Here is a 22497-nt window from a genome sequence, read left to right on the forward strand (position 1 = left end):
GCATAGGTGCCGGATCTGTCGAAGAGGGAGGGGCACATGCCCGAGCGCGGGCCGTCCATACCGCACGAGTCACCGGACACGACCACCGCACCGGACACCACACTGAAGACCACGAGCACCGCAAGCACCACGAGCACCACGAACACGAGCACCGCCAACACAAGCACCGCCGACACCACAAAGACCACAAAGACCACGAACCCCGCGCAGGCGGCCGGACCGGAAACGGGACCGGCCGCCCGCTCGCTGCGCGCCACCCGCCGCACCGGCCTGCTCGTCACCCTCATCCTCGGCAGTCTGACCGCCACGCCGCCGCTGGCGCTGGACATGTACCTCCCCGCGCTCCCGGAGGTCACCCGGTCCCTCAGCGCGCCCGCCGCGACCGTCCAGCTCACGCTCACCGCCTGCCTGGCCGGCATGGCCCTCGGCCAGCTCGTCGTCGGGCCGATGAGCGACAAGTGGGGCCGTCGCCGCCCTCTCCTGGCCGGCCTCGCCGCCTACGTCGTCGCCACCGTCCTGTGCGCGATCGCCCCCACCGTCGAGCTCCTCATCGTCTTCCGGCTGGCGCAGGGGCTCGCGGGCGCCGCCGGGATAGTCATCGCCCGGGCCGTCGTCCGCGACCTCTACGACGGCATGGCCATGGCCCGTTTCTTCTCCACCCTCATGCTGATCTCCGGCGTCGCCCCGGTCGTCGCGCCGCTCATCGGCGGGCAGGTCCTGCGCGTCACGGACTGGCGGGGCGTGTTCGTCGTGCTCACCGTGGTCGGGGTGGTGCTGGGCGTGACCGTCTGGGCCAAGCTGCCCGAGACGCTGCCGGCCGCCGAACGGCACGCCGGCGGCGTCGGCGACACGGTCCGCGCGATGCGCGGCCTGCTCGCGGACCGCGCCTTCACCGGGTACATGCTCGCGGGCGGCTTCACCTTCGCCGCGCTGTTCGCCTACGTCTCGGCGTCCCCGTTCGTCATCCAGGAGATCTACGGCGCCTCCCCGCAGATGTTCAGCCTGCTGTTCGGCCTCAACTCGATCGGCCTGATCGTCGTCGGACAGATCAACGGCAAGATCCTGGTCGGACGGGTCCGGCTGGACCGGGTACTGGGCCTCGGCCTCCTGATCGTCATCGCCGCCGCGACCGCTCTGCTGCTGATGACCCTGGGCGTGTTCGGCGAGGTCGGCCTCGTGCCGGTCGCCGTCGCGCTGTTCGTGCTGATGTCCGCGATGGGCATCAGCATGCCCAACACCCAGGCGCTCGCCCTGATGCGGGTCAAGAAGTCCGCCGGCTCCGCCTCCGCGCTGCTCGGCACGTCCTCCTTCCTCATCGGCGCCGTCGCCTCCCCGCTCGTCGGGATCGCGGGGGAGGACACCGCCCTGCCGATGGCCGTCGTCCAGCTGGTGGCGGCGCTGATCGCACTCGCCTTCCTGGTGGGAATGTGCCGTCCTGCCGCAGGACGTACGGCAAGGCGTACGCCCGGGGAGGGAGAAGAGAGCTGAGCACTCCGAGACTGCGCACCGACACGCCGGAGCGGGCCGGACTCGACCCCGAGCAGCTCCGCCGTGTCGTCGAGGAAGTGCACGGCCTCACCACGGGCGAGCGTCCCTGGGCGGCGGGCGCCGTCGTGGCCGTCGGCCGCGGACCCGTGCTCGCCGTCGAGGAGGCGGCGGGCTGGGCCGTGCGTTACGCGTCCTACGACCCGCGCACCGACACGGGCGTGGAACTGCCCGCGCGCTCCCGCGTGCCGATGGCCGCCCGCACGCCCTTCGACCTGGCGTCCCTCACCAAGGTGTTCACGGCGGTCGCCGCCGTACAGCAGATCGAACGGGGCACGCTCGGCATCGACGCCGAGGTCGGCGCCTATCTGCCGGACTTCCGCGCGGCCGCCGCACACCGCGTCACCGTGCGGCAGCTGCTCACCCACACCTCCGGACTGCGGCCCGAACTGCCGCTGTACGACTGCGCCGACGACGAGGAACGGCTGCGACGGCTGCGCGCGGAGCCGCCGGTGGGCGTACCCGGCACGTACTGCTACTCGGACCTGAACATGCTGCTCCTCCAGCAGGTCCTGGAACGCATCACCGGCCGCGGCCTCGACGTCCTCGTCCACGACGGGATCACCCGCCCGCTGGGCATGACGGCGACACACTTCGGGCCGTGTCCGGGCGCGGCGGCGACGGAGGACCAGCGGCGGCCGTGGGCCAAGGCGGACCGGGGGATGCTGCGGGGTGTCGTCCACGACGAGAACGCGTGGGCGCTGGGCGGGGTGGCCGGCCACGCGGGGCTGTTCTCGACGGGCCGGGACCTCGCGGTCTTCTGCCGCGCGCTGCTCGCGGGCGGCTCGTACGGGCCGGCGCGCATCCTCGGCCCCGACTTCGTGGAACTGCTCCTGACCGAGCCGGGGCTCGGGTTCGCCCTTGACCAGCCGTGGTTCATGGGCGGGCTGGCGGGGCGCGGAGCGGCCGGGCACACGGGTTTCACGGGCACGATGCTGGTCCTCGACCGGGCGACGGACACCTTCGCGATCCTCCTCGCCAACACCGTCCACCCCCGTCGCCGTGCCCCGGACAACGGACCCCGGGCGGCGTTGGGGACGCGGGTGGCTCGCGCGGTGCGGGCGGTGCGGGAGATGTGAGCGGGGCGCCCGCGGCGGACTGCCCACCCGGCTCGCCCGTAGAATCACCGGGTGAACGACCCCGCCTCCCCCGCCGACGCCCTGCGTGCCGCCCTCGCCGGCCTGGTCGACGGGCTGCCGCCCCGGCAGGCCGCCCAGGCCGTGGAGCGGCTGATCGCCAACTACCGCGGGGCCACTCCGACCGACGCCCCGATCCTGCGGGACCGCGCCGACGTCGTCGCCTACGCCGCGTACCGCATGCCGGCGACCTTCGCGGCGGTGCGGTCGGCGCTGGCGGCGTTCGCGGACGCCGTGCCCGGGTGGGCGCCCGGGAGCCATGTCGACGTCGGCGGCGGGACCGGCGCGGCGACCTGGGCGGTCGGCGCCACCTGGGACGGTGTTCGTCCGGTGACCGTGCACGACTGGGCCGAGCCGGCGCTCGCCCTCGGCCGGGAGATCGCCGCCGCCCTCCCCGCCCTGCGCGACGTCCGCTGGCAGCGCTCTCGGATCGGAGCGGCGCTCACCATCGAGAGCACTGATCTCGTCACGGTTTCCTACGTGCTCAACGAGCTGACCGGCCCCGACCGCACCGCGCTCGTCGACGCCGCCGCCTCCGCCGCGCAGGCCGTCGTGATCGTCGAGGCCGGCACCCCCGACGGCTACGCCCGCGTCATCGAGGCCCGCGACCGGCTGATCGCCGCCGGGTTCCAGGTCGCCGCCCCCTGCCCCCACAGCGCCGCCTGCCCTATCGTGCCCGGCACGGACTGGTGCCACTTCGCGGCCCGGGTCAGCCGCTCCTCCCTGCACCGCCAGGTCAAGGGCGGCTCCCTCGCCTACGAGGACGAGAAGTTCAGCTACGTCGCCGCCACCCGCTTCCCGGCCGGCCCCGCCCCCTCCCGGGTGGTCCGGCGTCCGCAGATCCGCAAGGGGCAGGTCCTGCTCGACCTGTGCGAGACGTCGCCGGCCGACCCGCACGAGCAACTCGCCCGCCGGACGGTCACCAAGCGCCACGGCGACCTGTACAAGGCCGCCCGCGACGCGGACTGGGGCGACCCCTGGCCCCCGTCGCAGGCGTGAGCGGCCACGGAGTCCGGCCGGGCACCGTGGCCGGCCGGACATGACGGCCGACCCCGGAACCCAGTAGGGTCGTCGGCCGAAGGAGGGGCGGATGGCGGCACCGCTGGACAGCACGGCCGGCGGCCTGCCCTCCAGGCGCCGGGACATCGTTGTCCATACTGTCCGGGCCGCGCTCGCGGCGGTGCGGCAGCTCACCGGTGGCCTCGGCACGGCGTTCCTCGCGCTGGTCCTCCTCTGCGGGCTCCTCCTCACCGCCCTGGCCTGCCTGGCCGGCGTCGGCCTGCTCATGGCCCCGGCCGCGCTGCGGGCGCTGCACGCGCTCGCCGGAAGGGAACGCGAACGGCTGGGCCGCTGGGGCCCCGAGATCATCGCCCCCGACCCGCCGCCCACCCGGCTGCGGCTCGCCCTCGCCGACACCACCACCCGGCGCGAACTGCGCTGGCTGGCCCGGCACGCCACCCTGGGACTCCTCCTGGGCCTGCTCGGCGTCCTGCTCCCGGTCTGCGCCGTCCGGGACACCACCTTCCCCCTGTGGTGGCGGCTCGGACCCGAGGAGGCCACGACCACGTCCATCGGCATCGGCACCGCGCAGACCTGGCCGGACGCCGTCGCGGCGGCCCTGCTGGGGGTGGGCTGGACCGCGATCGTCCTGGGGCTGGGGCCGGGAATGGCGCGGCTGCAGGCAGGTCCGGCCCGGCGGCTGCTGGTCGCGGGTCCGGATACCGATCTGTCGCTGCGGGTGGCGGAGCTGACGGCGACCCGGGCGGCGGCGCTGGACGCGCACGCGACGGAGCTGCGGCGTATCGAGCGGTCGTTGCACGACGGTGCGCAGAACCGGCTGGTGTCGGTGACGGTGCTGCTGGGTGCGGCACGGCGGATGGCGGTGCGTGATCCGGCGGGTGCGGACGCGTTGCTGGAGCGGGCGCAGTCGGCGGCGGAGCAGGCGCTGGGGGAGCTGCGCGCGGTGGCGCGGGGGATCCTGCCGCCGGTGCTGGCGGACCGTGGGCTGGCGGGGGCGTTGTCGGGACTGGCGGCGGACTGCGGGGTGCCGTGCCGCGTCGAGGCGGACGTGCCCGAGCGGTGTGCGGCGTCGGTCGAGGCGACGGCGTACTTCGTGGTGGCGGAGGCGCTGACGAACATCGCGAAGCACAGTGGGGCGGAGCGTGCCACCGTCACCGTCCGGGGGCGTGCCGGCCGGCTGCGGCTGCTGATCGAGGACGACGGCCGGGGCGGTGCGGACGAGGCCGGCGGTTCGGGACTGACCGGCATCCGGCGCCGGGTCGCGGCCCATGACGGCACCCTGCGCCTGACCAGCCCGCCCGGCGGACCGACGATCCTGGAAGTGGACCTCCCCCGTGGAACGTGACATGGACCCTGACGCGACCGGCGGCGCGGACCGCGCCCTGCGGATCGTGATCGCCGAGGACGACCCGTTGCTGCGCGAGGGGCTCGCCCTGCTGCTGCGCGCGGAGGGCCTGGACGTGGTGGCCACCGCGGACACCGCCGAGTCGGTGCTCGACGCCATCGACGAGCACGAGCCCGACGTGGCCGTCCTGGACGTACGCATGCCGCCCACCCACACCGACGACGGCGTCCGAGCGGCCGTCGAGGCCCGGCGCCGCCACCCCGCGTTGGCCGTCCTGGTGCTGTCCGCGTACGTCGAGCAGTCCTTCGCCACCGACCTTCTCACCGGCGGGGTGGGAGGCATCGGCTATCTGCTCAAGGAACGCGTCGGGCGGGTCGAGGAGTTCATGGACGCGCTGCGCCGGGTCGCGGCCCGGGGTACCGCCATCGATCCGGAGGTCGTCGCCCAGTTGTTCGCCCGGACCCGCCAGGACACCCGCCTGGAGCGCCTGAGCCGCCGTGAGCGCGAGGTGCTCGCCCTGATGGCCGAGGGCCTGGGCAACAGCGCGATCGCCGGACGGCTCGTCGTCACCGACGGCGCGGTCCACAAGCACATCCGCAGCATCTTCGCCAAGCTCGACCTGTCCCCGGCCGACCAGGTCGACCGGCGCGTGGCGGCCGTCCTGCACTACCTGGAGAACGCGCGGGCGCAGTCCCACTGAGCGGCGGGGTACAGCCTGGCGGGGCCCGGCGATCCCGTTGATCACCACCAGGGGCCGGCCCGGCCAGGGCCCGGCGGGCCCCCTTCATGACGGCTGTTCTCCATGACGGCTCTTCTTCACGACGGCTCTTCTTCACGACGGCTCTTCTTCACGACGGCTCTTCTTCAAGACGCCTCGTCGCTCCCGGCGGCCTCCTCACGCTCCTGCCGCTGCCGTTCCTGGAGCCTGCGCAGCAGTTCGCGTTTCTGGGCCCGCGGGTCCGGTCCGCCGCCGGTCCGGCCGTTACGGTCGCCGCCGCGCAGGGCGTTGCGGCCGAGTGTGCGGCGTGTGCCGCCGACGCCCAGCATGTTTCCGGCTCCACCTCGGGACATGGGTCCTCCTCTCTCGGCACGAGACGTATCGTCTCGATCTACCGTCGCTCCACTGTCCGGCGAGACGTACCGTCTTGTCAACCTGGTAAATTCGACACATGGCCGTCCAGAAACCAGCCCACGCCCCGACATCCGCCCCCGACGCCACCCGTCGCAGCCAGCGCTCCCGCCAGGCCATCTACGACGCCGCCCTCGCGCTCGTCGCGGAGGTCGGTTACCCCAAGACCACCATCGAGGGCATCGCCGCCCGCGCCGGCGTCGGCAAGCAGACGATCTACCGCTGGTGGTCCTCGAAGGCGGACGTCCTGCTGGAGGCCTTCCTCGACCTGGGCGAGCGGGCCGTGCAGGCCGCCGGCGAGGAGGCGTACGCCATCCCGGACACCGGCGATGTCGCCGCCGACCTCAAGGCCGTGCTCCGCGCCACCGTCGACGAACTGCGCGATCCGAAGTTCGAGGCCCCCTACCGCGCCCTGGCCGCGGAGGGCGTCGTCAATGAACAGCTCGGCCGGGAGTTCGTCGCCAGGCTCCTGGAGCCGTCGCTCCAGCTCCACGCCGACCGGCTGCGCGCCGCCCAGGACGCCGGCCACGTACGGCCGGACATCGACCCGCGCATCGGACTGGAACTCTTCGTCTCCCCGCTCGCCCAGCGCTGGCTGCAGCACACGGGGCCGATCACCCACGCCTACACCGACACGCTCGTCGACTACGCGCTCCACGGGCTCGCCCCGCGGTGACCGGCGACCGGTTGCCGATGGCCGGCGACCGGTTGCCGGTGACCGTGACCGCTGCCGGAGAAGCCTGAGCGGGGAAGTTTGTCCCTTCCCGACCCCGAAGCGCGGAATGGTGCGACCATAGGGCATGCTGGTGCGCACGACGGCGAGGCGAAGGGGATTGATGAGCGCGGAGTTCGGCGGTCGGAGCGGTCTGCAGGGCAAACTCTCCCAGTGGCTGCGCGGACGCCGCCCCAAGGAGGCCGCCGGTGACGGTGGCCGGGAGGACCTGCTGCTCGCCGCCGCCGGTGCGGGACTGCCCCTGGCGCCCGCCGCGCACCCGGCCGGATACCGCTGCTCCTGCGACCGCGTCGGCTGTCCCACCCCGGCCCGGCACCCGGTGTCGTTCGCCTGGCAGACGCAGTCCACCACCGACCGCGCGCAGATCGAGCGCTGGGCCCGCCACCAGCCCGAGGCCAACTTCATCACCGCGACCGGCATGGTGCACGACGTCCTCGACGTCCCCCTCCAGGCCGGTCGCGAGGCGCTTCAGCGCCTGCTCGACGCCGGTATCGAGGTCGGCCCGGTCGCCGAGAGCGACGACGGCCGCATGCTGCTGTTCACCCTCACCCGCGGCACCCCCGAGGACGAGGACGAGTGGTGGCCCTGCGAGCTGGACTGCCACCCCGAGACGATGGACGAGCACCCCGGCCTGCGCTGGCACTGCCGGGGCTCCTACGTCCTCGTACCGCCCGCCCGGCTGCCCGGTCAGGACCGGACGGTGCACTGGGTGCGAGGGCCCGAGCACCCGCTGCCGGACCCGCTGACCCTGCTGGAGACCCTCACCGACGCGTGCGCCCGGCACGCCGGCGAGGAGAGCGACCAGGCGGGCACCGCCTGGCCCCTGCGCCGCTGAGCGGGCGCCGCGCCACCGGCCGCGGCTACTCGCCCTTCGCCGACGTCAGCCCCTGGACCCGCCCCAGGACCGACACCCGCCCGTCGCCCGAGCCGTCCGCCGGGTCGAGCGCGATCTGGTTGGAGACGAACTCCATCGTCAGGGACTGCTTGATCTCGCCGTCCGTCAGCGCCAGCACGTCCTTGTTCGGCGTCGGCACCGACGTACCCTGCGCGGCGGTCTGCTTCTCGTAGTGCCGCGTGGTGAAGAACACCAGCGCCCCGCCGTCCTCCGTACGCAGCGCCAGCGGCGCGTGGTCGTCGTTCGTCAGCGGCTCGTCGATGAACTGCGTGACCAGGCCGGGGCGGATCGCCCGCTTCTCGCGCAACTGCCGCCAGGAACTGGTGTGGGAGCCGTCCGCGAAGGACTCTCCGCCGTCCTTCAGATACGTCGTGTAGGCCTTGCTCAGGCCGGCGGGCGGGACGGCAAGGTCGGTGGTGTTCGCGGGGACGGCCTCGGCCCAGCCGTCCCGGTCGGTCCTGAACTCGGGCACCTTGCCGGGGGCGACCAGCGTCAGGTACGCCGCCTGCCAGGTCTCCTCCAGGCCGTGCCGGGTGAAGACCAGCAGCCAGCGCGAGTCGCCGCCCTTGTTGCCCTTGGCGTCCGCGACGAACCAGCGAGGCCAGCCCGCCTTCTTCGGGATCGTGAACTTCGCGTCCGTCAGCTCCAGCGGCGTGTGCGACGCGTTGCCGTCCGGGTTGTTGGCCCGGCCCGCCTCCAGCCGCGCCGAGTCGATGGCGGCGAGGGCGCCGGTGGTGTGCTCGGCGTCCAGGGAGGCGTCGTACGCCTTGTCGGCCGCGTTGTACGCGGAGGTGAACTCCTGGAGCACCTTCGCGGCCTCGGCCCGGGTGGTCGCGGGGAGCACCTCGCGCTCTCCGTGCACCACCACGCAGCCGCTCGCCGTCACCGACAGCGCGGTCGCCGAGGCGGCTATGAGCGCGCACTTGTCAAGCCTGCGGGGCCTACGAGGGCCGTGATCCCTGCTCATCAGGTTTCCTTCACCTTCCCCTTCCCGGAGGCGAACCCTACCGGGGCGAGGCGGCGCGCGAACGCCCGGACCGGGTACAGCGGCCACACCGTGACCTCCCGTCACGGCTCGCGGCGCGGGACGACCAGCACCGCCCCCGTGCGCGGATGCGGCAGCAGCTCCACCGGCTGGTCGTAGACCTGGGACAGCAGCTGTCCGGAGAGGACCTCCGCCGGCGGCCCGTCGGCTGCGACCCGGCCGGCGCGCAGGATCGCGACCCGGTCCGCGTACGCCGGCGCCAGCGAGAGGTCGTGCAGTACGACGACCACCGCGTCCCCGGCCCGCGCCCGCTCCCGGCACAGCCGCAGCACCAGTTCCTGGTGGCGCAGGTCCAGTGCCGCGGTCGGTTCGTCGAGCAGCAGCAGGGGAGTGCGCTGCGCGAGCACTCGGGCGAGCGCCACCGGGGCCCGCTCGCCGCCGCTGAGCGCGGAGAACGGCCACCCGGCGAAACCGGTCACCTCCGTGCGTGCCATCGCCTCGGCCACCGCCGCCTCGTCCTCGTCCTCCAGGCCCGTCCCCGCCGTCCTTGAGGTCCTCGCCGTCCTCGCCGTACAGCTGGGCCACGACCGACTTCGGACGCAGGCGTAACGGGAGTTGCGTCCCGGCCCGCACCGTCTCCCGGCCCCTGCCCGGAGGCCTGCGCGGCCGGGAAGCGCTCGCCGCCCCGGCGATGCTTGAATGCGCCGGTGACTGACTACGACGTACTGCGTGTCTTCTGCGCGCCGAACGGTGGCTACGGCAACGAACTCGGCGTCGTCCGGGACGGCTCCGCGCTGCCGGACCGGGCCGAGCGGCAGGAGCTGGCCGGGAAACTCGGCTTCAGCGAGACAGTGTTCGTCGACGACCCCGAGCGCGGCGTCGTCGACATCTACACCCCCACCCTGCGCCTGCCGTTCGCCGGCCACCCCTGCGTCGGCACGGCATGGCTGCTCGACGTGCCCGAACTCGTCACCCCGGCCGGGGTGGTGGGCGCCCGGCAGGACGGGGAGTTCTGCTGGATCGAGGCGCGGGCGGAGTGGGCGCCCCCGCGCACCCTGCGCCAGTACGCCACCGTCGCCGAGGTCGACGACCTGCGGGTGCCGCCACCGGGGGAGTGGATCTACGCCTGGGCCTGGGAGGACGAGGCGGCGGGGCGTATCCGTGCCCGCGCCTTCCCGGGACGGGACGACGGGATCGACGAGGACGAGGCGACGGGCGCCGCGGCGCTGCTGCTGACCGAGCGGCTGGGGCGTGCCCTCAACATCACCCAGGGGGTCGGCTCGCAGATCCTCACGGCCCCGCAGCCCGAGGGCTGGGTCGAGATCGGGGGACGGGTACGCCTGGAGCGGTGACGGCGGTGACGGCGGTGACGGCGGTGGACGACGCCCGCAGCGCCCGCTGGTGGCCGCTCGACAGGCTGCCGCCGCAGCCGGCGTTCGACCACGCCCACATCCTCGCCGAGGCCACCAGCAGCGTTTGTCTGCCGGTTCGGGCGTCAGTTGGTGATCACTGGGCCATGGAATGTTCACGAGAGACAGCGTCAGCGCATGGACCAGCGCGGCCTGGACCGCCGGCTCGGGTGTCAGGGGACATGGTGGCGCCCCGGAAGGACGTTCGCCGCCTGCCGGAGGAACTGCGGGGCCGACTGCTCTCCGAGCACGGGCGGGCAAGGTTGCGGGTAGCCCCGCCGACGAGGAACGCCGCCATCCTCAACCGTCGCGAGTCGACCCACCCCACTTTGGCACTGCTGCTGACCGTGACAGCCGCAGGGGGAACGACCAGCCGCCGGTGGGCACCGGTCGCGAGAGGTCTCGCCGCTACCCCGGCATCAGGGCTGTACCGGTGACGTGGACTGCCATGCGGGGCGGAGGAGCGCTGCCGCTTGCCTGCGTGCGTCGGCCAGCCAGGTGGCGCGTTCTTCGGGGAGCGAGCCGGTGACGGTGCGGAAGACGACCCTGCGTACGTCGGAGACTCCCACGTACGGCAGCACACACGCCGCCCAGACACTCTGCAGTGGATCACCGAATTCGCTCTCCTCCCGGTCGGCGGGAGTATCGGAGGTGTTCAGCACGAGGGCTCGGCCGGCCTTCAGCAACCCGGCGGGTTCGCCCTCCGCCGTCTCCAGCTTGTACGCGACCCCCGGCGCCAGGACCCGCTGCACCCAACCCGTGAGGACAGCGGGCGGCATACCCCACCAGTTCGGGTGCACGAACACCATGGCGTCCAACGTGGACAGCTCTTCCCGGTGCAGCGCCAGCTGCGCGTCGTGGGAGTGCCCTGCCGATTGGACCGTCCCCGTCTCGTCGGCGGAGAGCAGGGCCGGGAACCCTTCCGCGTAGAGGTCGTGCGCCACCACCTCGGCTCCTCCCTCACGCAGCTCTTCGACCACGGCGTCGAACACGGCGTGGTTGAAGCTCCCCGGACGCGGGTGAGCAAGATAGACCGCTACGCGCATGGTTCCCCCAGTCGACACAGACGACGTCGGCCCCGCCGGATGGGAGCCGGACACCGGAGCGCCGCAAGGCGCCTACTCACCATTATCCGTATCCCCTTTTGCCGACGGGGCCGGTGCGGAGACCTCGAACTGCCGACCAGGACCGGCAGGGGCAAGGACCCAGCCTCAGGTACCGCTCGGCTGGATCATCATCATCCGGCCCGTGGTGCTTCCGCCGTCCACGGTGACCGACGCACCCGTCATGCAGGCTGCGTATGCTCTTCGAGCAGGCTCAGGACGCACTCCGCCGGCTGCTGGTCACGAGGGTCTGGGCAGCGTTGATGTCGGTGGTGGCCAGTACGCTCCGGGAATGCGAGTTTCAGGAACGTTCAAGGTCGTCGACTTCACGCCCGCCTCGGTGCCGAGCCCGGCGATCGAGACCGCGGTGCCTGTCGGGGTCGCCACGATGGACAAGCGGTTCGAGGGCGAGGTCGTCGGGCGCGCGGCCACGTTGTTCACCTCCGCGTTCGACCAGTCCACCAATACGGGCACCTATGTCGCCATGGAGTCGTTCGAGGGAGTGCTCCATGGGCGGACGGGGGCCTTCAACTTCGCGCACTCCGCCACGATGTCGGGTGGAGAACGGCAAGACGACTTCTTCGTCGTCATCGTTCCGGGCAGCGGAACGGGTGAGCTGGCCGGGATCACAGGGACCGGGGGCATCGCGATCGACTCTGACGGCACGCATCGGATCTGGTTCGATTACGACCTCGGCCAGTAGCTCAGCAGGTCACAGGCAAAACCACAGCCGGATCGCCGCGAGTGTGACGGTGCGGATCCGGTGGCCGCCGCCGTCGGGGATGCTGCCCCGGCTTCTTGCGTACACGTGAGCGAACGCGCACAGCCGAGTACGGATGAACGTGCCCACCCTCGGGCACGGCCAGGCCTCTTCTTGACCTGAAGCATGATTGAGGTTCTAGCGTGTCGCCCACTCGATCATCCAGCGACGGGAGACACGCTCGTGATCCTCGTGACCGGAGCCACCGGAAACACAGGCAGTGCCCTGCTGAAGGAGTTGCACGCACGCGGTGTCGGGCCGCTGAGAGGGCTCACCCGTGACGCCGCACGAGCCGTCCTCCCCCAAGGGGCCGAGGTCGTGGAGGGCGACTTCGCAGAGCCGGCGTCGTTGAAGCCCGCGCTGGAGGGGGTGCGCTCGCTGTTTCTTGTGTCGCGTCTGGGTTCGGACGCCGACATCCTCGAAGCCGCACGGCAGGCGGGAGTGGAACACGTCGTACTGGTGTCGTCCATCACCGTCCAGACCCACCCGCACCTCGGCCCCGCCGACGAGAACCTGGCAGTGGAGCGACTGCTCAAGGAAACCGGCATGGCCTGGACGATCCTGCGGCCGACGCAGTTCGCGTCGAACGCCCTGATGTGGGCTGCGTCCATCCGCGGCCGCAAGACCGTCCGCGCGCCGTACGCCGAGACCGCGCTCCCTACCATCCATCCCGCGGACATCGCATCGGTGGCACGGGTGGCACTGACCGAGCCCGGCCACCACGGACGCACGTACGCCTTGACCGGGCCCGAGCCGGTATCCGCCCGACAGCAGGTCGAGGCCATCGCGGCAGTACTGGGCCGGGAGGTTCCCTTCGCCGAGATCAGCCGTCGGCAGGCCCACGCGCAGATGGTCGCGGTCTTCGGGGCCGAGGCCGCGGACGCGGTGCTCGACGTCACTGGCGGAGACGTGAACCCCGAGCTGCTGATGGTGCGCGACACGGTCTCTCAGGTCACCGGAACGCCGGCTCGCTCGTTCCGGCAGTGGGCTTCGGAGAACGCCGACGCCTTCCGTTGAATCGCCAGGGCCTGAGCACCTTCATGGCAAGGGCCGGGAAGAACGAGGCGCAGCCGGACGGGGGACGCAACACGCACTCAGCAACGGGGTCATCCCTGACTGCTCGTCGGGGGTCGAAATCAGGGGTGCTTCGGGGGCGGCCTGGTGGTCCGGCCGGGTCGCTGGACCAGAGAATGCAGACCATGATCACAACAGGACGCCGCGCCTTCAGCCACTTACTTGCCCCGACAGTCTGGGCCGCCGTCGCTCTGGCCGTGGGCGCGGCCTTGTGGTCCCCCTCGGACACGGACCCCTACCTCAGTCCGTTCTCCCTGACCGTCAGCGACTTCGCTGCCCTGGACCGCGGCGGTCCGATCGAAACCACCATGGCCCTGCTGGGCGCGGTCTCGTTGGTACTCCTGACGGTGGCGAGGGGGCGATGCGTGCCCGTGCGCGGTCTTCCCTCCGCCCTGCTGACCGTCTGGGGTCTGGGACTCGTGGTCGCGGCTGTGGTGCCGACCGACCCGCTGACCACACAGTTGAGCGGGTCCGCGTACGTGCACCGCTATGCCTCCATCGCGGCGTTCGCCGCACTCCCGGCCGCCGGGCTCCTTCTCGCCCGGCGGCTCTCCACCGAACCGCATGCGGTGCGAACAGTTCGATGGCTGCGTGTCCTGTCGTGGATCGCCCTGGTCGGGGCCACGCTGATGGCCTACTCGGCGGGCCCCGGTGGCCGGGAGCTGATCGGCTTGGTCGAACGCCTGCTGCTCGGCAGTGAGGTGACCATGCTCGGCGTACTCGGCCGGTACGTACAAGGATGCGCACCGATCACGGCCCACGCCCCGCGCGGTCGCACGCAGGCGAGTGAGCACCTGGCGTTTCTCCGCCGGCTCGGACATGGTCGTTGTGCCGCGAGGGAGTGCTGATGCTGCTGCCCGTTCTCGGCCGCACAGCCGGTTGCGTCGGATCAGGCGGTGGCCGGGCGTCTCGTCGGCGTCGCCGAAGCCCTCGGGCCCGGAGGCCGACGGCCCCCTTGCGGGATCGCGACAACATGACGGGGGCTCATCCGTCCTCGCGAAGGAAGGTCACCACCGCGGAGAGCGGCTGCGCGGCCGCGTGGCCGGTCCGCCTCACGCCGACAGCGGGAACTCCTCGCCCAGCCCCTGGAAGACCGCCGTGTTCAGGGCGAAGGCCCGCTTGCACTCGGCGACGACCCGCTGCTTCTCCAGGTCGTCCGCGTGGATGCCGTCCAGCAGTTCGCGGTACTCGCGCTTGAACGCGGCCGGGTTGGTGATCTCCTCGAAGACGTAGAAGCGGACCCCGTCGCCCTTCTTGGCGAAGCCCCACGTCCGCTCCGCCTTGTCGCGGATGATCTGCCCGCCGGACAGGTCGCCGAGGTAGCGCGTGTAGTGGTGGGCGACGTACCCGGCCGGCCACTGCTCGGCGCACTCGCGCACCCGGGCCGCGTACGCCTCGGTCGCCGGCAGGGCGGTCAGCTCCGTGCGCCACCGCGGGCCGCGCAGGTGCGCCAGGTCCCGCTCCAGCGAGGCCAGCCGCATCAGCTCCGGGCGGACGAACGGCCCGGCCACCGGGTCCGACGCCAGCCGGCCGGCGCCGGCCTCCAGGGCCTCGTAGACGAACCACAGCTGCTCGGTGTAGCGCGCGTACGCGTCGACGCCGAGCCGGCCGCCGAGCAGGTCGCTCATGAAGGTGGAGGTCTCCGCCTCAACGTGCTGCTCGTGGGAGGCCGTGCGGATGAGGGTCGAGAAGGAGTCCATGAGCCGATCTTCTACGGTAAGGCTTACCTAAGTCAATGTTTTTCCGACGCCCTGTCGGTAAGAGCGTACCCGGACACGAGAAGGCCCGCCCTCCGAGGAGAGCGGGCCTTCGAACCCTCGAACCGGGACGGCGGGCGACGCTACGGCAGCGTCAGGATCTCCGCCCCGGAGTCCGTCACCACCAGCGTGTGCTCGAACTGCGCCGTCCGCTTGCGGTCCTTCGTCACGACCGTCCAGCCGTCGTCCCACATGTCGTACTCGTGCGTCCCGAGCGTGAGCATCGGCTCGATGGTGAAGGTCATCCCGGGCTGGATGACGGTCGTCGCGTGCGGGCTGTCGTAGTGCGGGACGATGAGCCCCGAGTGGAACGACGAGTTGATCCCGTGACCGGTGAAGTCCCGCACCACCCCGTACCCGAACCGCTTCGCGTACGACTCGATGACCCGGCCGATGATGTTGATCTGCCGGCCCGGTTTGACCGCCTTGATCGCGCGGGCCAGGGACTCGCGGGTGCGCTCGACCAGCAGCCGGCTCTCCTCGTCCACGTCACCGACCAGGTAGGTCGCGTTGTTGTCGCCGTGCACACCGCCGATGTACGCCGTCACGTCGAGGTTGACGATGTCGCCGTCGCGCAGCACCGTGGAGTCGGGGATGCCATGGCAGATGACCTCGTTGACCGAGCTGCACAGGGACTTGGGGAAACCGCGGTAACCGAGCGTCGAGGGGTAGGCGCCGTGGTCGCACATGTACGCGTGCGCCACCCGGTCCAGCTCGTCCGTCGTCACGCCGGGCGCGATGAGCTTCGCGGCCTCCTCCATCGCCCGCGCCGCGATCCGGCCGGCCACGCGCATCGCCTCGATCGTCTCGGGCGTCTGCACCTCCGGCCCGGTGTACGGCGCCGGCGCGGGTTTGCCCACGTACTCGGGCCGGCGGATGTTTCCGGGTACGGAACGGGTGGGAGACAGCTCCCCTGGTACGAGCAGCGACTGGCCAGACATGTCAGCGAGTCTAACCAGCGGGCATGCGAGAGCATGCCCCCCGGCAGGTGGACGAAAGGAGCCGGTCATGGCCTTGTTCAAGAAGCGCACGGTCGGAAAACCGGGCGAGTGGTACTACTGCCTGGAGCACCGGAAGGTCGAGGAGGGGCCGGACTGCCCGGGCAAGGACCGTTTCGGGCCGTACGCGTCCCGCACGGAGGCCGAGCACGCGATGCGCACGGCCCGCGAGCGCAACCTCGAGTGGGAGAACGACCCCAGGTGGCACGACGCCTCCGCCGCGGGGCGCACGGACGAGGACTGACGGGCCAGGGAAGCCGCGGTCAGACGGGTCTGGGAAGCCGCGTCACCAGCGGGACGGAGGCGGGGCCGTCAGGTGGTCGGCGAGGCGCGAGAGGCGGTCCCGGAAGCGCCGGCGGCCCCGGGGCGGCGGCGCCGCGTTCTCCCCGGCCGCCGCGCTCACCAGGTGCTGCACCGTGTCCAGGTCCAGCTCGGCGCCGTCCGGCACGGTCAGCGCCTCGTGCGCCATGGCCGTCAGCTCCCGCTCGCCGGCGCCGAGCGCCAGGACCGTCGCCCCGGCCCGGCGGGCGTCGTGCACCCGTTCCAGCAGCGGGGCGCCCGGGTCGTCGGGCGCCACCACGAGCAGCGTCTCCCCGCGCCGGGCCGCCGCCAGCCGCCCGAGACCCACCGCCAGATGTGCCGGGTCCGACGGGCGCGCGTCGTGCCGCACGAGCGTGGGGGCCAGCCCCGGCGTCCCCGACCAGGCGGCCTCGTCCACGAGGTGGGCCGCCAGATGCCAGGGCTCGTAGTCTGCGGTGCCCACCAGCAGCAGCCCGCCCCCGTGCGGGACCACGGACCCCCGCAGCGTCCCCGCGAATCTCCGGGTGGCCCCCAGCCACTCGGTCCCGGCGAGCACGTCCCGCAGCAGCGCGACCCGTACGGCGTCCATGGGCCCGCATCCTGCCGCAAACCGGCCCGCGCGGCCCGGGATTCGCTCCGGATTCGCCCGACCCGGGGACGGCCGGCGCACTGGCCGGGACGGCCCGGGGGACGCGGCGGGGGCGATCCGGGGACGCGGCGGGGGCGATCCGGGGACGGCCCGGAAACGGCCCGACACCGAGGGGGACCTGAACCCGTCCGGCGGCCGGTACGGACGTAGGGTCGGCCCATGACCTCTACCGACAGTGCTGCACAGAAGGCCCCCGCCAAGGACCCCTGGGACCTGCCCGACGTCTCCGGGCTCGTCGTCGGCGTGCTCGGCGGCACCGGCCCCCAGGGCAAGGGCCTCGCCTACCGCCTCGCCAAGGCCGGCCAGAAGGTGATCGTCGGCTCGCGCGCCGCCGAGCGCGCCGAGGCCGCCGCCGAGGAGATCGGGCACGGCGTCGAGGGCGCCGACAACGCCGAGACCGCGCGCCGCAGCGACATCGTGATCGTCGCCGTGCCGTGGGACGGCCACGCCAAGACCCTCGAATCCCTGCGCGAGGAACTGTCCGGCAAGCTCGTCGTCGACTGCGTCAACCCGCTCGGATTCGACAAGAAGGGCGCCTACGCGCTCAAGCCCGAGGAGGGCAGCGCCGCCGAGCAGGCCGCCGCCCTGCTGCCGGACAGCCGGGTCGCCGCCGCCTTCCACCACCTGTCCGCCGTCCTCCTCCAGGACCCGGAGATCGACGAGATCGACACCGACGTCATGGTGCTCGGCGAGGAGCGCGCCGACGTCGAGATCGTGCAGGCCCTCGCCGGGCGCATCGCCGGCATGCGCGGCGTCTTCGCGGGGCGGCTGCGAGGCGCCCACCAGGTCGAGTCGCTCGTCGCCAACCTGATCTCCGTCAACCGCCGCTACAAGGCACACGCCGGGCTCCGCGTCACCGACGTCTGAGGCGATGGGGGACACTGGTGGGTGCCGGCGGTGCCCGCACCGCCCGTGTTCGCCGCAGTACCCGCACGTGTCCCCCGACAGGAGCCCGCACCATGCCCCGTCTCGCCCTCTACGCCCTGGCCGTCTGCGTACTCGCCGTGGCCGCCGCCGTCGTCTCCTTCGTGCAGGGCAGCGTGCTGATCGGCGTCGTGTGGGTGCTGCTGTCGGGGGTGTCGTCCAACATGTGCTGGTACTACGTCAAGCGCGGCCGGGACGCCCGCCGCGCCACGTCCGTCACGGGCTGACCCGCGTCAGCCGACGACCGAGCACAACTCGTCCGTCTGCCAGAAGCGGTACAGCTCGAAGCCGCAGTACGTGTCGACCTCGCTGATCCCGAGGCCGCGCAGGACCGCGTCGATCGCGTCGAAGAAGACGCCGTTGAGCGCCGGGATCCACAGCAGTGCGAACACGATCAGCAGTCCGAACGGCGCCAGCGGCTCCACCTGCCGCCGCACGTTGTACGACAGCCACGGCTCGATCACCCCGTACCCGTCCAGGCCCGGAACCGGCAGGAAGTTCAGGATCGCGGCCGTGACCTGGAGCAGCGCGAGGAAGGCCAGCGCGATCCGGAAGTCGCGCGGCACGCCGTCCAGCGCGTCCAGCCAGAACGGGGCCGTGCACACCACCGCGAACAGGACGTTCGTCAGCGGGCCCGCGGCCGAGATCAGGCTGTGCCGCCAGCGGCCCCGGATCCGCCCGCGCTCGATGAACACCGCACCGCCCGGCAGACCGATCCCGCCCATGATCACGAAAAGCACCGGGAGCACGATGCTCAGCAGGGCATGGGTGTACTTGACCGGGTTCAGGGTCAGATAGCCCTTCGCGCCGACCGAGACGTCGCCGCTGTGCAGCGCGGTGCGGGCGTGCGCGTACTCGTGCAGGCACAGCGACACGACCCACGCGGCCGTCACGAACAGGAACACGGCGACGCCCGGCTGCTCGGCGAACCCGGTCCAGGTGGCCCAGCCCGTGACCGCGGCGACGGCGACGATCCCGAGGAAGACGGGACTGATCCGCCGGTCACTGGGGCGGGCGGTGGCGGTGGTCATGGGACTCCCTGGCTGTCGGACACACATGGGGCCTGAGGGGCCGGCCGGAGACCCGGCCGGGATCCGGCAGGCCCCTGGCGGGGGCCTGGCGGGGGCCTGGCCCGGTCCTGGCCCGGTCCTGGCCGGGACCGGTAGGACTGCCCGACCGTACCGGGCGCACCGGGAAAACGTCTCGCGGGCGACGGGAGGTTCCGGGTACCGGCGCAAGGTTGCGAGGCGCCGGCGGGAGGTTCCGAGGCGCCGGCGGGAGGTTCCGGGCCGCCCTCCCGCCGGTGAAGGCCCCCCGGACCCGCGGCTTCCCGCGCCGCACCGTCAAAACCCCGTGACCGGCTTCGACGGCAGCGGGGACAATGGACCCCGTGCGCTATCGCATTCTCGGCACCACACAGGCAATCCGCCCCGACGGCACCGCCGTCCCGGTCGGCGGGGCGCGGCTGCGCGCGCTGCTGACCGTGCTCGCCCTCAGCCCCGGCCGCGCCGTGCCCGCGGGGCTGCTGGTGGAGGAGGTGTGGGACGGCGACCCGCCCGCCGACGCGCCGGGTGCGTTGCAGGCGCTGGTCGGGCGGCTGCGCCGGACGCTCGGCGCGGACGCGGTCACCTCCGCGGACGGCGGCTACCGGCTCACCACCGCCCCCGACGACATCGACCTGCACCTCTTCGACCGGCTGGCCGGCGAGGGCACCCGCGCCCTCGCCGACGGTGACCCCGCCAAGGCGGCCGTCGTGCTCGACGACGCACTCGCCCTGTGGCGCGGTCCCGCCCTCGCCGACCTGCCCGACCGCACCGCCGAGGCGGCCCGCTGGGAGACCCGGCGCCTGGACGCCCTGCGCGCCCGCCACACCGCCGCCCTGGACCTCGGGCAGGCCGAACACTCCCTGCCCGAGCTGACCGCGCTGTGCGACGGACACCCCCTCGACGAGCCCCTCCAGGCCCTGCGGCTGCGCGCCCTGCGCGACACCGGCCGCACCGCCGAGGCGCTGGCCGCCTACGAGGCCGTACGCCGACTGCTCGCGGACCGGCTCGGCACCGATCCCGGGCCCGAACTGCGGGCGCTGCACGCGGTGCTGCTCAATCCCCCGGCTTCCTCGGCACCCGCGCCCCCCGAGTCCCCCGCGCCGCCCATGCACCCCGCGCCCCCGGGTGTTCCTGCCGTGGCGCCCCGCCTCCGTGGCAACCTCCGCGCCCGGCTCACCTCCTTCGTGGGCCGGGACGCCGACCTGGACGCCCTCCGCGCCGACCTGGCCACCACGCGCCTCGTCACCCTCCTCGGGCCCGGCGGTGCCGGCAAGACCCGGCTGTCGCAGGAGGCCGCCGAAGGCGCCGGGGACACGGCACGGGACGGCGTGTGGCTGGCCGAGCTCGCACCCGTCGACGACCCCGGCGCCGTACCGGAGGCCGTGCTGACCGCCGTCGGTGCCCGCGAGACCGTGCTCTACGGCGCCGGCGCCGAGGAGATGCGGGCCGTCGCCGACCGGCGGGGTACCGCGGACCGGCAGGCCACCGCCGTCGAGCGCCTCGTCGAGCACTGCGGCCGGCGTCGCATGCTGATCGTCCTCGACAACTGCGAGCACGTCGTCGACGCCGCCGCCCGCCTCGCCGAGGAACTGCTCGCCCGCTGCCCGAACCTGACCGTCCTCGCCACCAGCCGCGAACCCCTCGGCGTACCGGGGGAGGTACTGCGCCCGGTGGAGCCGCTGCCCGAGCCGGCCGCGCTGCGGCTGCTCGCCGACCGGGGCGCCGCCGCCCGCCCCGGCTTTCGCACCGACGCCGACGAGGGGACCGCGGCCGCCTGCGCCGAGATATGCCGCCGTCTCGACGGGCTGCCGCTGGCCATCGAACTGGCCGCCGCCCGGCTGCGCATGCTCACCCCGCGCCAGATCGCCGACCGCCTCGACGACCGCTTCCGCCTGCTCACCTCCGGCAGCCGGACCGTCCTGCCCCGGCAGCAGACCCTGCGCGCGGTCGTCGACTGGTCCTGGGACCTGCTCGACGAGGACGAACGGACCGTCCTCGGGCGCCTGTCCGTCTTCGCGGGCGGCTGCGACCTCGCCGCCGCGGAGGCCGTGTGCGGGCCCGCCGCCCTGGAGGCCCTCGGCTCCCTGGTCGACAAGTCCCTGGTCGTGGCCGCGCCGTCCGGGAGTGACGGCATGCGCTACCGGCTCCTGGAGACCGTCGCCGAGTACGCCGGCGAACGCCTCGACGAGGCCGGCGGACGAGCCGGGGCAGAGCGCGCGCACCTGGCGCACTACCGCGAAGTCGCCCGCACCACCGACACGTTGCTGCGCGGCGCCGAGCAACTCGCTGCCATCGGGCGACTGGAGCGCGAGTACGAGAACCTGCGTACCGCCCTGCGCCACGCCGTCACCGCGCGCGACGAGCAGGAGGCGCTGAGCCTGTCGCTGTCGCTCGTCTGGTACTGGCAGATGCGCGACCTGCGGGTGGAGGCCCGGAACTGGCTCAGCGCGGTCATGACCCTCGGCCCCGACCCCTTTTCCGAGCCGGTCCGCCGCGCAGAGCCGGTGTGGGAGCGGTGCACGGCGGCCCCGCCGCCGATGACCGGCGAGGTCCTCGCCGAGGCCCGGCGCGGCGTGCACCTGGCCCACCTCGCCTGCATGGACACGGAGCTGGACAAGTGGCAGACCCCGACTGCCCAGCGGAAACTGCGCGCCATCGCCGACACCTACGAGCCCGGCATGCCGCAGAACTGCGCCAGCCCCGGCCTGCTCTGGTTCTTCGCGGTGATGCTCACCGGCGACGTCGAGCGGCTGCGCGAGATCATGGACGCCGCCGTGCGCACCTGCCGCGAGACGCCGGGATACGAGTGGGAGCTGGCCGGCAGTCTGCAGATGCGCGCCAACGCGCTCGCCAACCGCACCGACTGGGCGGGCGACGCGGCCCGCGACGCCGACGAGGCGCTGGAGATCTACCGCCGCCTCGGTGACGCGTGGGGCACCGCCGAGGCCCTCTCCGCCCGCGCCGAGGCCCGGGAGCGCAAGGGCGAGTACCTGCTCGCCGCCGCCGACTACCGGGCCGCCGCGGAACACGCCGAACGGCTCGGCGCACATGCCCAGGTGGACGTCCTCGGCGCCCGCCTCGGCAGCGTGCTGCTGGAGGCGGGCGACACCGAGGAGGGCGAGCGCCTCCTGCGCGACGTGATCGACCGGTCGGCGGGGACGGGCCACAACGCCGCGATGCCCGCCGCCCGGCTGTTCCTCGCCGGGTGGCTCGGCATGACCGACCGGACCGCCGAGGCCGGCGAGCAGTTGCGGCTGTTGCGCGAGGAGTTCTCCATCGCCCACTTCGTCGTCTTCGACGCCTTCATCCTCGCCGCGGAGGCCTGGCTCGAGACGCTGGAGGAGCGGCACGAGGAGTCCCTGACCAGGATCCGGGAGTCGCTGGAACGGGCCGGTGACCCGCTGTCCGCGGCCGTCGCCCCGCACATGCGCTCCGCGTACCTGACCATCGCCGCGATGGCGCTGGCCCGGGTGGACGGCGGGCGCCGGGCGACGGATGCCGCGCGGTGCCTCGGCGCCGCCGACGCGATGCTGCCGCCCCGCCACGTCGCGACGGGCCTGGAACGGGACGCGGGGATCCGGGCCGTCGAGCGAGTCCGTGCGGCGCTCGGCACCGAGGCGTACGAAGCGGCGTACGCCGAGGGCGCCGGACTCTCCGCGGAGGAGGCCGTCGCCCTCGTCTGACGCGGA

22 protein-coding genes and 2 pseudogenes are annotated in these 22497 nt (G+C 73.1%); 15 read left to right on the forward strand and 9 right to left on the reverse strand.

Annotated features, from left to right (window positions below; genetic code table 11):
* The first annotated feature begins 36 nt into the window (after window positions 1-36).
* The 5 genes from ACH4F2_RS08310 to ACH4F2_RS08330 all read left to right on the forward strand — a co-directional run bounded on the left by ACH4F2_RS08310 (window position 37) and on the right by ACH4F2_RS08330 (window position 5746).
* On the forward strand, window positions 37-1488 hold the full coding sequence (locus ACH4F2_RS08310; RefSeq protein ID WP_398131898.1) for a multidrug effflux MFS transporter: 1452 nt from the start codon (window positions 37-39) through the stop codon (window positions 1486-1488).
* Window positions 1428-2624, forward strand: a complete 1197-nt coding sequence (locus tag ACH4F2_RS08315; protein WP_398131899.1) for a serine hydrolase domain-containing protein — start codon at window positions 1428-1430, stop codon at window positions 2622-2624. The genes ACH4F2_RS08310 and ACH4F2_RS08315 overlap by 61 nt, the downstream gene beginning before the upstream one ends.
* 51 nt (window positions 2625-2675) lie before the next feature.
* Window positions 2676-3680 (forward strand): small ribosomal subunit Rsm22 family protein, encoded by a 1005-nt coding sequence (locus ACH4F2_RS08320; protein ID WP_398131900.1) that lies wholly within the window; start codon window positions 2676-2678, stop codon window positions 3678-3680.
* 91 nt (window positions 3681-3771) lie between these two features.
* Window positions 3772-5046 (forward strand): sensor histidine kinase, encoded by a 1275-nt coding sequence (locus ACH4F2_RS08325; protein WP_398131901.1) that lies wholly within the window; start codon window positions 3772-3774, stop codon window positions 5044-5046.
* Window position 5047: 1 nt separating this feature from the next.
* Window positions 5048-5746, forward strand: a complete 699-nt coding sequence (locus tag ACH4F2_RS08330; RefSeq protein WP_398131902.1) for a response regulator — start codon at window positions 5048-5050, stop codon at window positions 5744-5746.
* 164 nt (window positions 5747-5910) lie between these two features.
* Here the strand turns inward: ACH4F2_RS08330 and ACH4F2_RS08335 are convergent, their stop codons facing one another.
* The gene (locus ACH4F2_RS08335; RefSeq protein WP_398131903.1) at window positions 5911-6117 is read right to left on the reverse strand and encodes a DUF6243 family protein; all 207 of its coding nucleotides are present in this window, start codon (window positions 6115-6117) and stop codon (window positions 5911-5913) included.
* 98 nt (window positions 6118-6215) lie between these two features.
* Here ACH4F2_RS08335 and ACH4F2_RS08340 point away from each other — a divergent pair, with 98 nt between their 5' ends.
* Complete coding sequence (locus tag ACH4F2_RS08340; RefSeq protein WP_398131904.1) at window positions 6216-6851, forward strand: TetR/AcrR family transcriptional regulator; 636 nt, start codon at window positions 6216-6218, stop codon at window positions 6849-6851.
* Window positions 6852-7011: 160 nt separating this feature from the next.
* Window positions 7012-7743, forward strand: coding sequence for a bifunctional DNA primase/polymerase (locus tag ACH4F2_RS08345; protein WP_398131905.1), 732 nt, complete (start codon window positions 7012-7014; stop codon window positions 7741-7743).
* Between the two features lie 25 nt (window positions 7744-7768).
* Here the strand turns inward: ACH4F2_RS08345 and ACH4F2_RS08350 are convergent, their stop codons facing one another.
* The 3 genes and pseudogenes from ACH4F2_RS08350 to ACH4F2_RS08360 all read right to left on the reverse strand — a co-directional run.
* The gene (locus ACH4F2_RS08350; RefSeq protein WP_398131906.1) at window positions 7769-8770 is read right to left on the reverse strand and encodes a hypothetical protein; all 1002 of its coding nucleotides are present in this window, start codon (window positions 8768-8770) and stop codon (window positions 7769-7771) included.
* Window positions 8745-8868 (reverse strand): annotated as a pseudogene (locus ACH4F2_RS08355) (iron transporter); the annotation flags it as partial. The pseudogene ACH4F2_RS08355 and the gene ACH4F2_RS08350, both read right to left, overlap by 26 nt.
* Before the next feature lie 3 nt (window positions 8869-8871).
* Window positions 8872-9330 (reverse strand): annotated as a pseudogene (locus tag ACH4F2_RS08360) (ABC transporter ATP-binding protein); the annotation flags it as partial.
* Between the two features lie 165 nt (window positions 9331-9495).
* On the opposite strand from ACH4F2_RS08360, the gene ACH4F2_RS08365 reads away from it, so the two are divergent.
* On the forward strand, window positions 9496-10140 hold the full coding sequence (locus tag ACH4F2_RS08365) for a PhzF family phenazine biosynthesis protein (protein ID WP_398131907.1): 645 nt from the start codon (window positions 9496-9498) through the stop codon (window positions 10138-10140).
* A 476-nt stretch (window positions 10141-10616) separates the two neighbouring features.
* On the opposite strand, the gene ACH4F2_RS08370 is transcribed toward ACH4F2_RS08365, so the two are convergent.
* Window positions 10617-11243, reverse strand: a complete 627-nt coding sequence (locus ACH4F2_RS08370) for an NAD(P)H-dependent oxidoreductase (RefSeq protein ID WP_398131908.1) — start codon at window positions 11241-11243, stop codon at window positions 10617-10619.
* A gap of 349 nt (window positions 11244-11592) precedes the next feature.
* Here ACH4F2_RS08370 and ACH4F2_RS08375 point away from each other — a divergent pair, with 349 nt between their 5' ends.
* From ACH4F2_RS08375 to ACH4F2_RS08385, 3 genes are all read left to right on the forward strand, one after another.
* Window positions 11593-12003 carry a DUF3224 domain-containing protein gene (locus tag ACH4F2_RS08375; protein ID WP_398131909.1) on the forward strand — a complete coding sequence of 137 codons (411 nt, stop codon included), beginning with the start codon at window positions 11593-11595 and terminating at the stop codon, window positions 12001-12003.
* A gap of 240 nt (window positions 12004-12243) precedes the next feature.
* Window positions 12244-13077, forward strand: coding sequence for an NAD(P)H-binding protein (locus ACH4F2_RS08380; RefSeq protein ID WP_398131910.1), 834 nt, complete (start codon window positions 12244-12246; stop codon window positions 13075-13077).
* A 182-nt stretch (window positions 13078-13259) separates the two neighbouring features.
* Complete coding sequence (locus ACH4F2_RS08385) at window positions 13260-13982, forward strand: DUF998 domain-containing protein (RefSeq protein ID WP_398131911.1); 723 nt, start codon at window positions 13260-13262, stop codon at window positions 13980-13982.
* Window positions 13983-14186: 204 nt separating this feature from the next.
* Here the strand turns inward: ACH4F2_RS08385 and ACH4F2_RS08390 are convergent, their stop codons facing one another.
* Together ACH4F2_RS08390 and map are read right to left on the reverse strand one after the other, a co-directional pair.
* Complete coding sequence (locus ACH4F2_RS08390; RefSeq protein WP_398131912.1) at window positions 14187-14834, reverse strand: heme oxygenase (biliverdin-producing); 648 nt, start codon at window positions 14832-14834, stop codon at window positions 14187-14189.
* Between the two features lie 140 nt (window positions 14835-14974).
* The gene (map, locus tag ACH4F2_RS08395; RefSeq protein WP_398131913.1) at window positions 14975-15832 is read right to left on the reverse strand and encodes a type I methionyl aminopeptidase; all 858 of its coding nucleotides are present in this window, start codon (window positions 15830-15832) and stop codon (window positions 14975-14977) included.
* Window positions 15833-15899: 67 nt separating this feature from the next.
* On the opposite strand from map, the gene ACH4F2_RS08400 reads away from it, so the two are divergent.
* The gene (locus ACH4F2_RS08400; protein WP_398131914.1) at window positions 15900-16133 is read left to right on the forward strand and encodes a hypothetical protein; all 234 of its coding nucleotides are present in this window, start codon (window positions 15900-15902) and stop codon (window positions 16131-16133) included.
* Window positions 16134-16175: 42 nt separating this feature from the next.
* Here ACH4F2_RS08400 and ACH4F2_RS08405 read toward each other — a convergent pair whose 3' ends face one another.
* Window positions 16176-16778 (reverse strand): hypothetical protein, encoded by a 603-nt coding sequence (locus ACH4F2_RS08405; RefSeq protein ID WP_398131915.1) that lies wholly within the window; start codon window positions 16776-16778, stop codon window positions 16176-16178.
* 219 nt (window positions 16779-16997) lie between these two features.
* Between ACH4F2_RS08405 and npdG the strand changes: the two genes are divergently transcribed.
* Both npdG and ACH4F2_RS08415 read left to right on the forward strand, forming a co-directional pair.
* Window positions 16998-17705, forward strand: a complete 708-nt coding sequence (npdG, locus tag ACH4F2_RS08410) for an NADPH-dependent F420 reductase (protein ID WP_398131916.1) — start codon at window positions 16998-17000, stop codon at window positions 17703-17705.
* A gap of 92 nt (window positions 17706-17797) precedes the next feature.
* A complete protein-coding gene (locus tag ACH4F2_RS08415) occupies window positions 17798-17989 on the forward strand; it encodes a hypothetical protein (protein ID WP_279563676.1) in 192 nt (63 codons plus the stop codon).
* 6 nt (window positions 17990-17995) lie between these two features.
* On the opposite strand, the gene ACH4F2_RS08420 is transcribed toward ACH4F2_RS08415, so the two are convergent.
* Complete coding sequence (locus ACH4F2_RS08420) at window positions 17996-18793, reverse strand: site-2 protease family protein (RefSeq protein WP_398131917.1); 798 nt, start codon at window positions 18791-18793, stop codon at window positions 17996-17998.
* 350 nt (window positions 18794-19143) lie between these two features.
* Between ACH4F2_RS08420 and ACH4F2_RS08425 the strand changes: the two genes are divergently transcribed.
* Window positions 19144-22491: an AfsR/SARP family transcriptional regulator gene (locus ACH4F2_RS08425; RefSeq protein WP_398131918.1), complete on the forward strand. Its 3348-nt coding sequence runs from the start codon at window positions 19144-19146 to the stop codon at window positions 22489-22491.
* Window positions 22492-22497: the final 6 nt, after the last annotated feature.

The organism is Streptomyces sp. NPDC017890, assembly GCF_044328675.1.
Taxonomy (GTDB): Bacteria; Actinomycetota; Actinomycetes; order Streptomycetales; family Streptomycetaceae; genus Streptomyces.

Bases quoted from the DNA above. Each gene is read 5' to 3' on its own strand.
- ACH4F2_RS08310 (WP_398131898.1), top strand. From the start codon at position 37: ATGCCCGAGCGCGGGCCGTCCATACCGCACGAGTCACCGGACACGACC.
- ACH4F2_RS08325 (WP_398131901.1), top strand. From the start codon at position 3,772: ATGGCGGCACCGCTGGACAGCACGGCCGGCGGCCTGCCCTCCAGGCGC.
- ACH4F2_RS08330 (WP_398131902.1), top strand. From the start codon at position 5,048: ATGGACCCTGACGCGACCGGCGGCGCGGACCGCGCCCTGCGGATCGTG.
- ACH4F2_RS08335 (WP_398131903.1), bottom strand. From the start codon at position 6,117: ATGTCCCGAGGTGGAGCCGGAAACATGCTGGGCGTCGGCGGCACACGC.
- ACH4F2_RS08340 (WP_398131904.1), top strand. From the start codon at position 6,216: ATGGCCGTCCAGAAACCAGCCCACGCCCCGACATCCGCCCCCGACGCC.
- ACH4F2_RS08345 (WP_398131905.1), top strand. From the start codon at position 7,012: ATGAGCGCGGAGTTCGGCGGTCGGAGCGGTCTGCAGGGCAAACTCTCC.
- ACH4F2_RS08350 (WP_398131906.1), bottom strand. From the start codon at position 8,770: ATGAGCAGGGATCACGGCCCTCGTAGGCCCCGCAGGCTTGACAAGTGC.
- ACH4F2_RS08370 (WP_398131908.1), bottom strand. From the start codon at position 11,243: ATGCGCGTAGCGGTCTATCTTGCTCACCCGCGTCCGGGGAGCTTCAAC.
- ACH4F2_RS08375 (WP_398131909.1), top strand. From the start codon at position 11,593: ATGCGAGTTTCAGGAACGTTCAAGGTCGTCGACTTCACGCCCGCCTCG.
- ACH4F2_RS08385 (WP_398131911.1), top strand. From the start codon at position 13,260: ATGATCACAACAGGACGCCGCGCCTTCAGCCACTTACTTGCCCCGACA.
- ACH4F2_RS08390 (WP_398131912.1), bottom strand. From the start codon at position 14,834: ATGGACTCCTTCTCGACCCTCATCCGCACGGCCTCCCACGAGCAGCAC.
- map (WP_398131913.1), bottom strand. From the start codon at position 15,832: ATGTCTGGCCAGTCGCTGCTCGTACCAGGGGAGCTGTCTCCCACCCGT.
- ACH4F2_RS08400 (WP_398131914.1), top strand. From the start codon at position 15,900: ATGGCCTTGTTCAAGAAGCGCACGGTCGGAAAACCGGGCGAGTGGTAC.
- ACH4F2_RS08405 (WP_398131915.1), bottom strand. From the start codon at position 16,778: ATGGACGCCGTACGGGTCGCGCTGCTGCGGGACGTGCTCGCCGGGACC.
- npdG (WP_398131916.1), top strand. From the start codon at position 16,998: ATGACCTCTACCGACAGTGCTGCACAGAAGGCCCCCGCCAAGGACCCC.
- ACH4F2_RS08415 (WP_279563676.1), top strand. From the start codon at position 17,798: ATGCCCCGTCTCGCCCTCTACGCCCTGGCCGTCTGCGTACTCGCCGTG.
- ACH4F2_RS08420 (WP_398131917.1), bottom strand. From the start codon at position 18,793: ATGACCACCGCCACCGCCCGCCCCAGTGACCGGCGGATCAGTCCCGTC.
- ACH4F2_RS08425 (WP_398131918.1), top strand. From the start codon at position 19,144: ATGGACCCCGTGCGCTATCGCATTCTCGGCACCACACAGGCAATCCGC.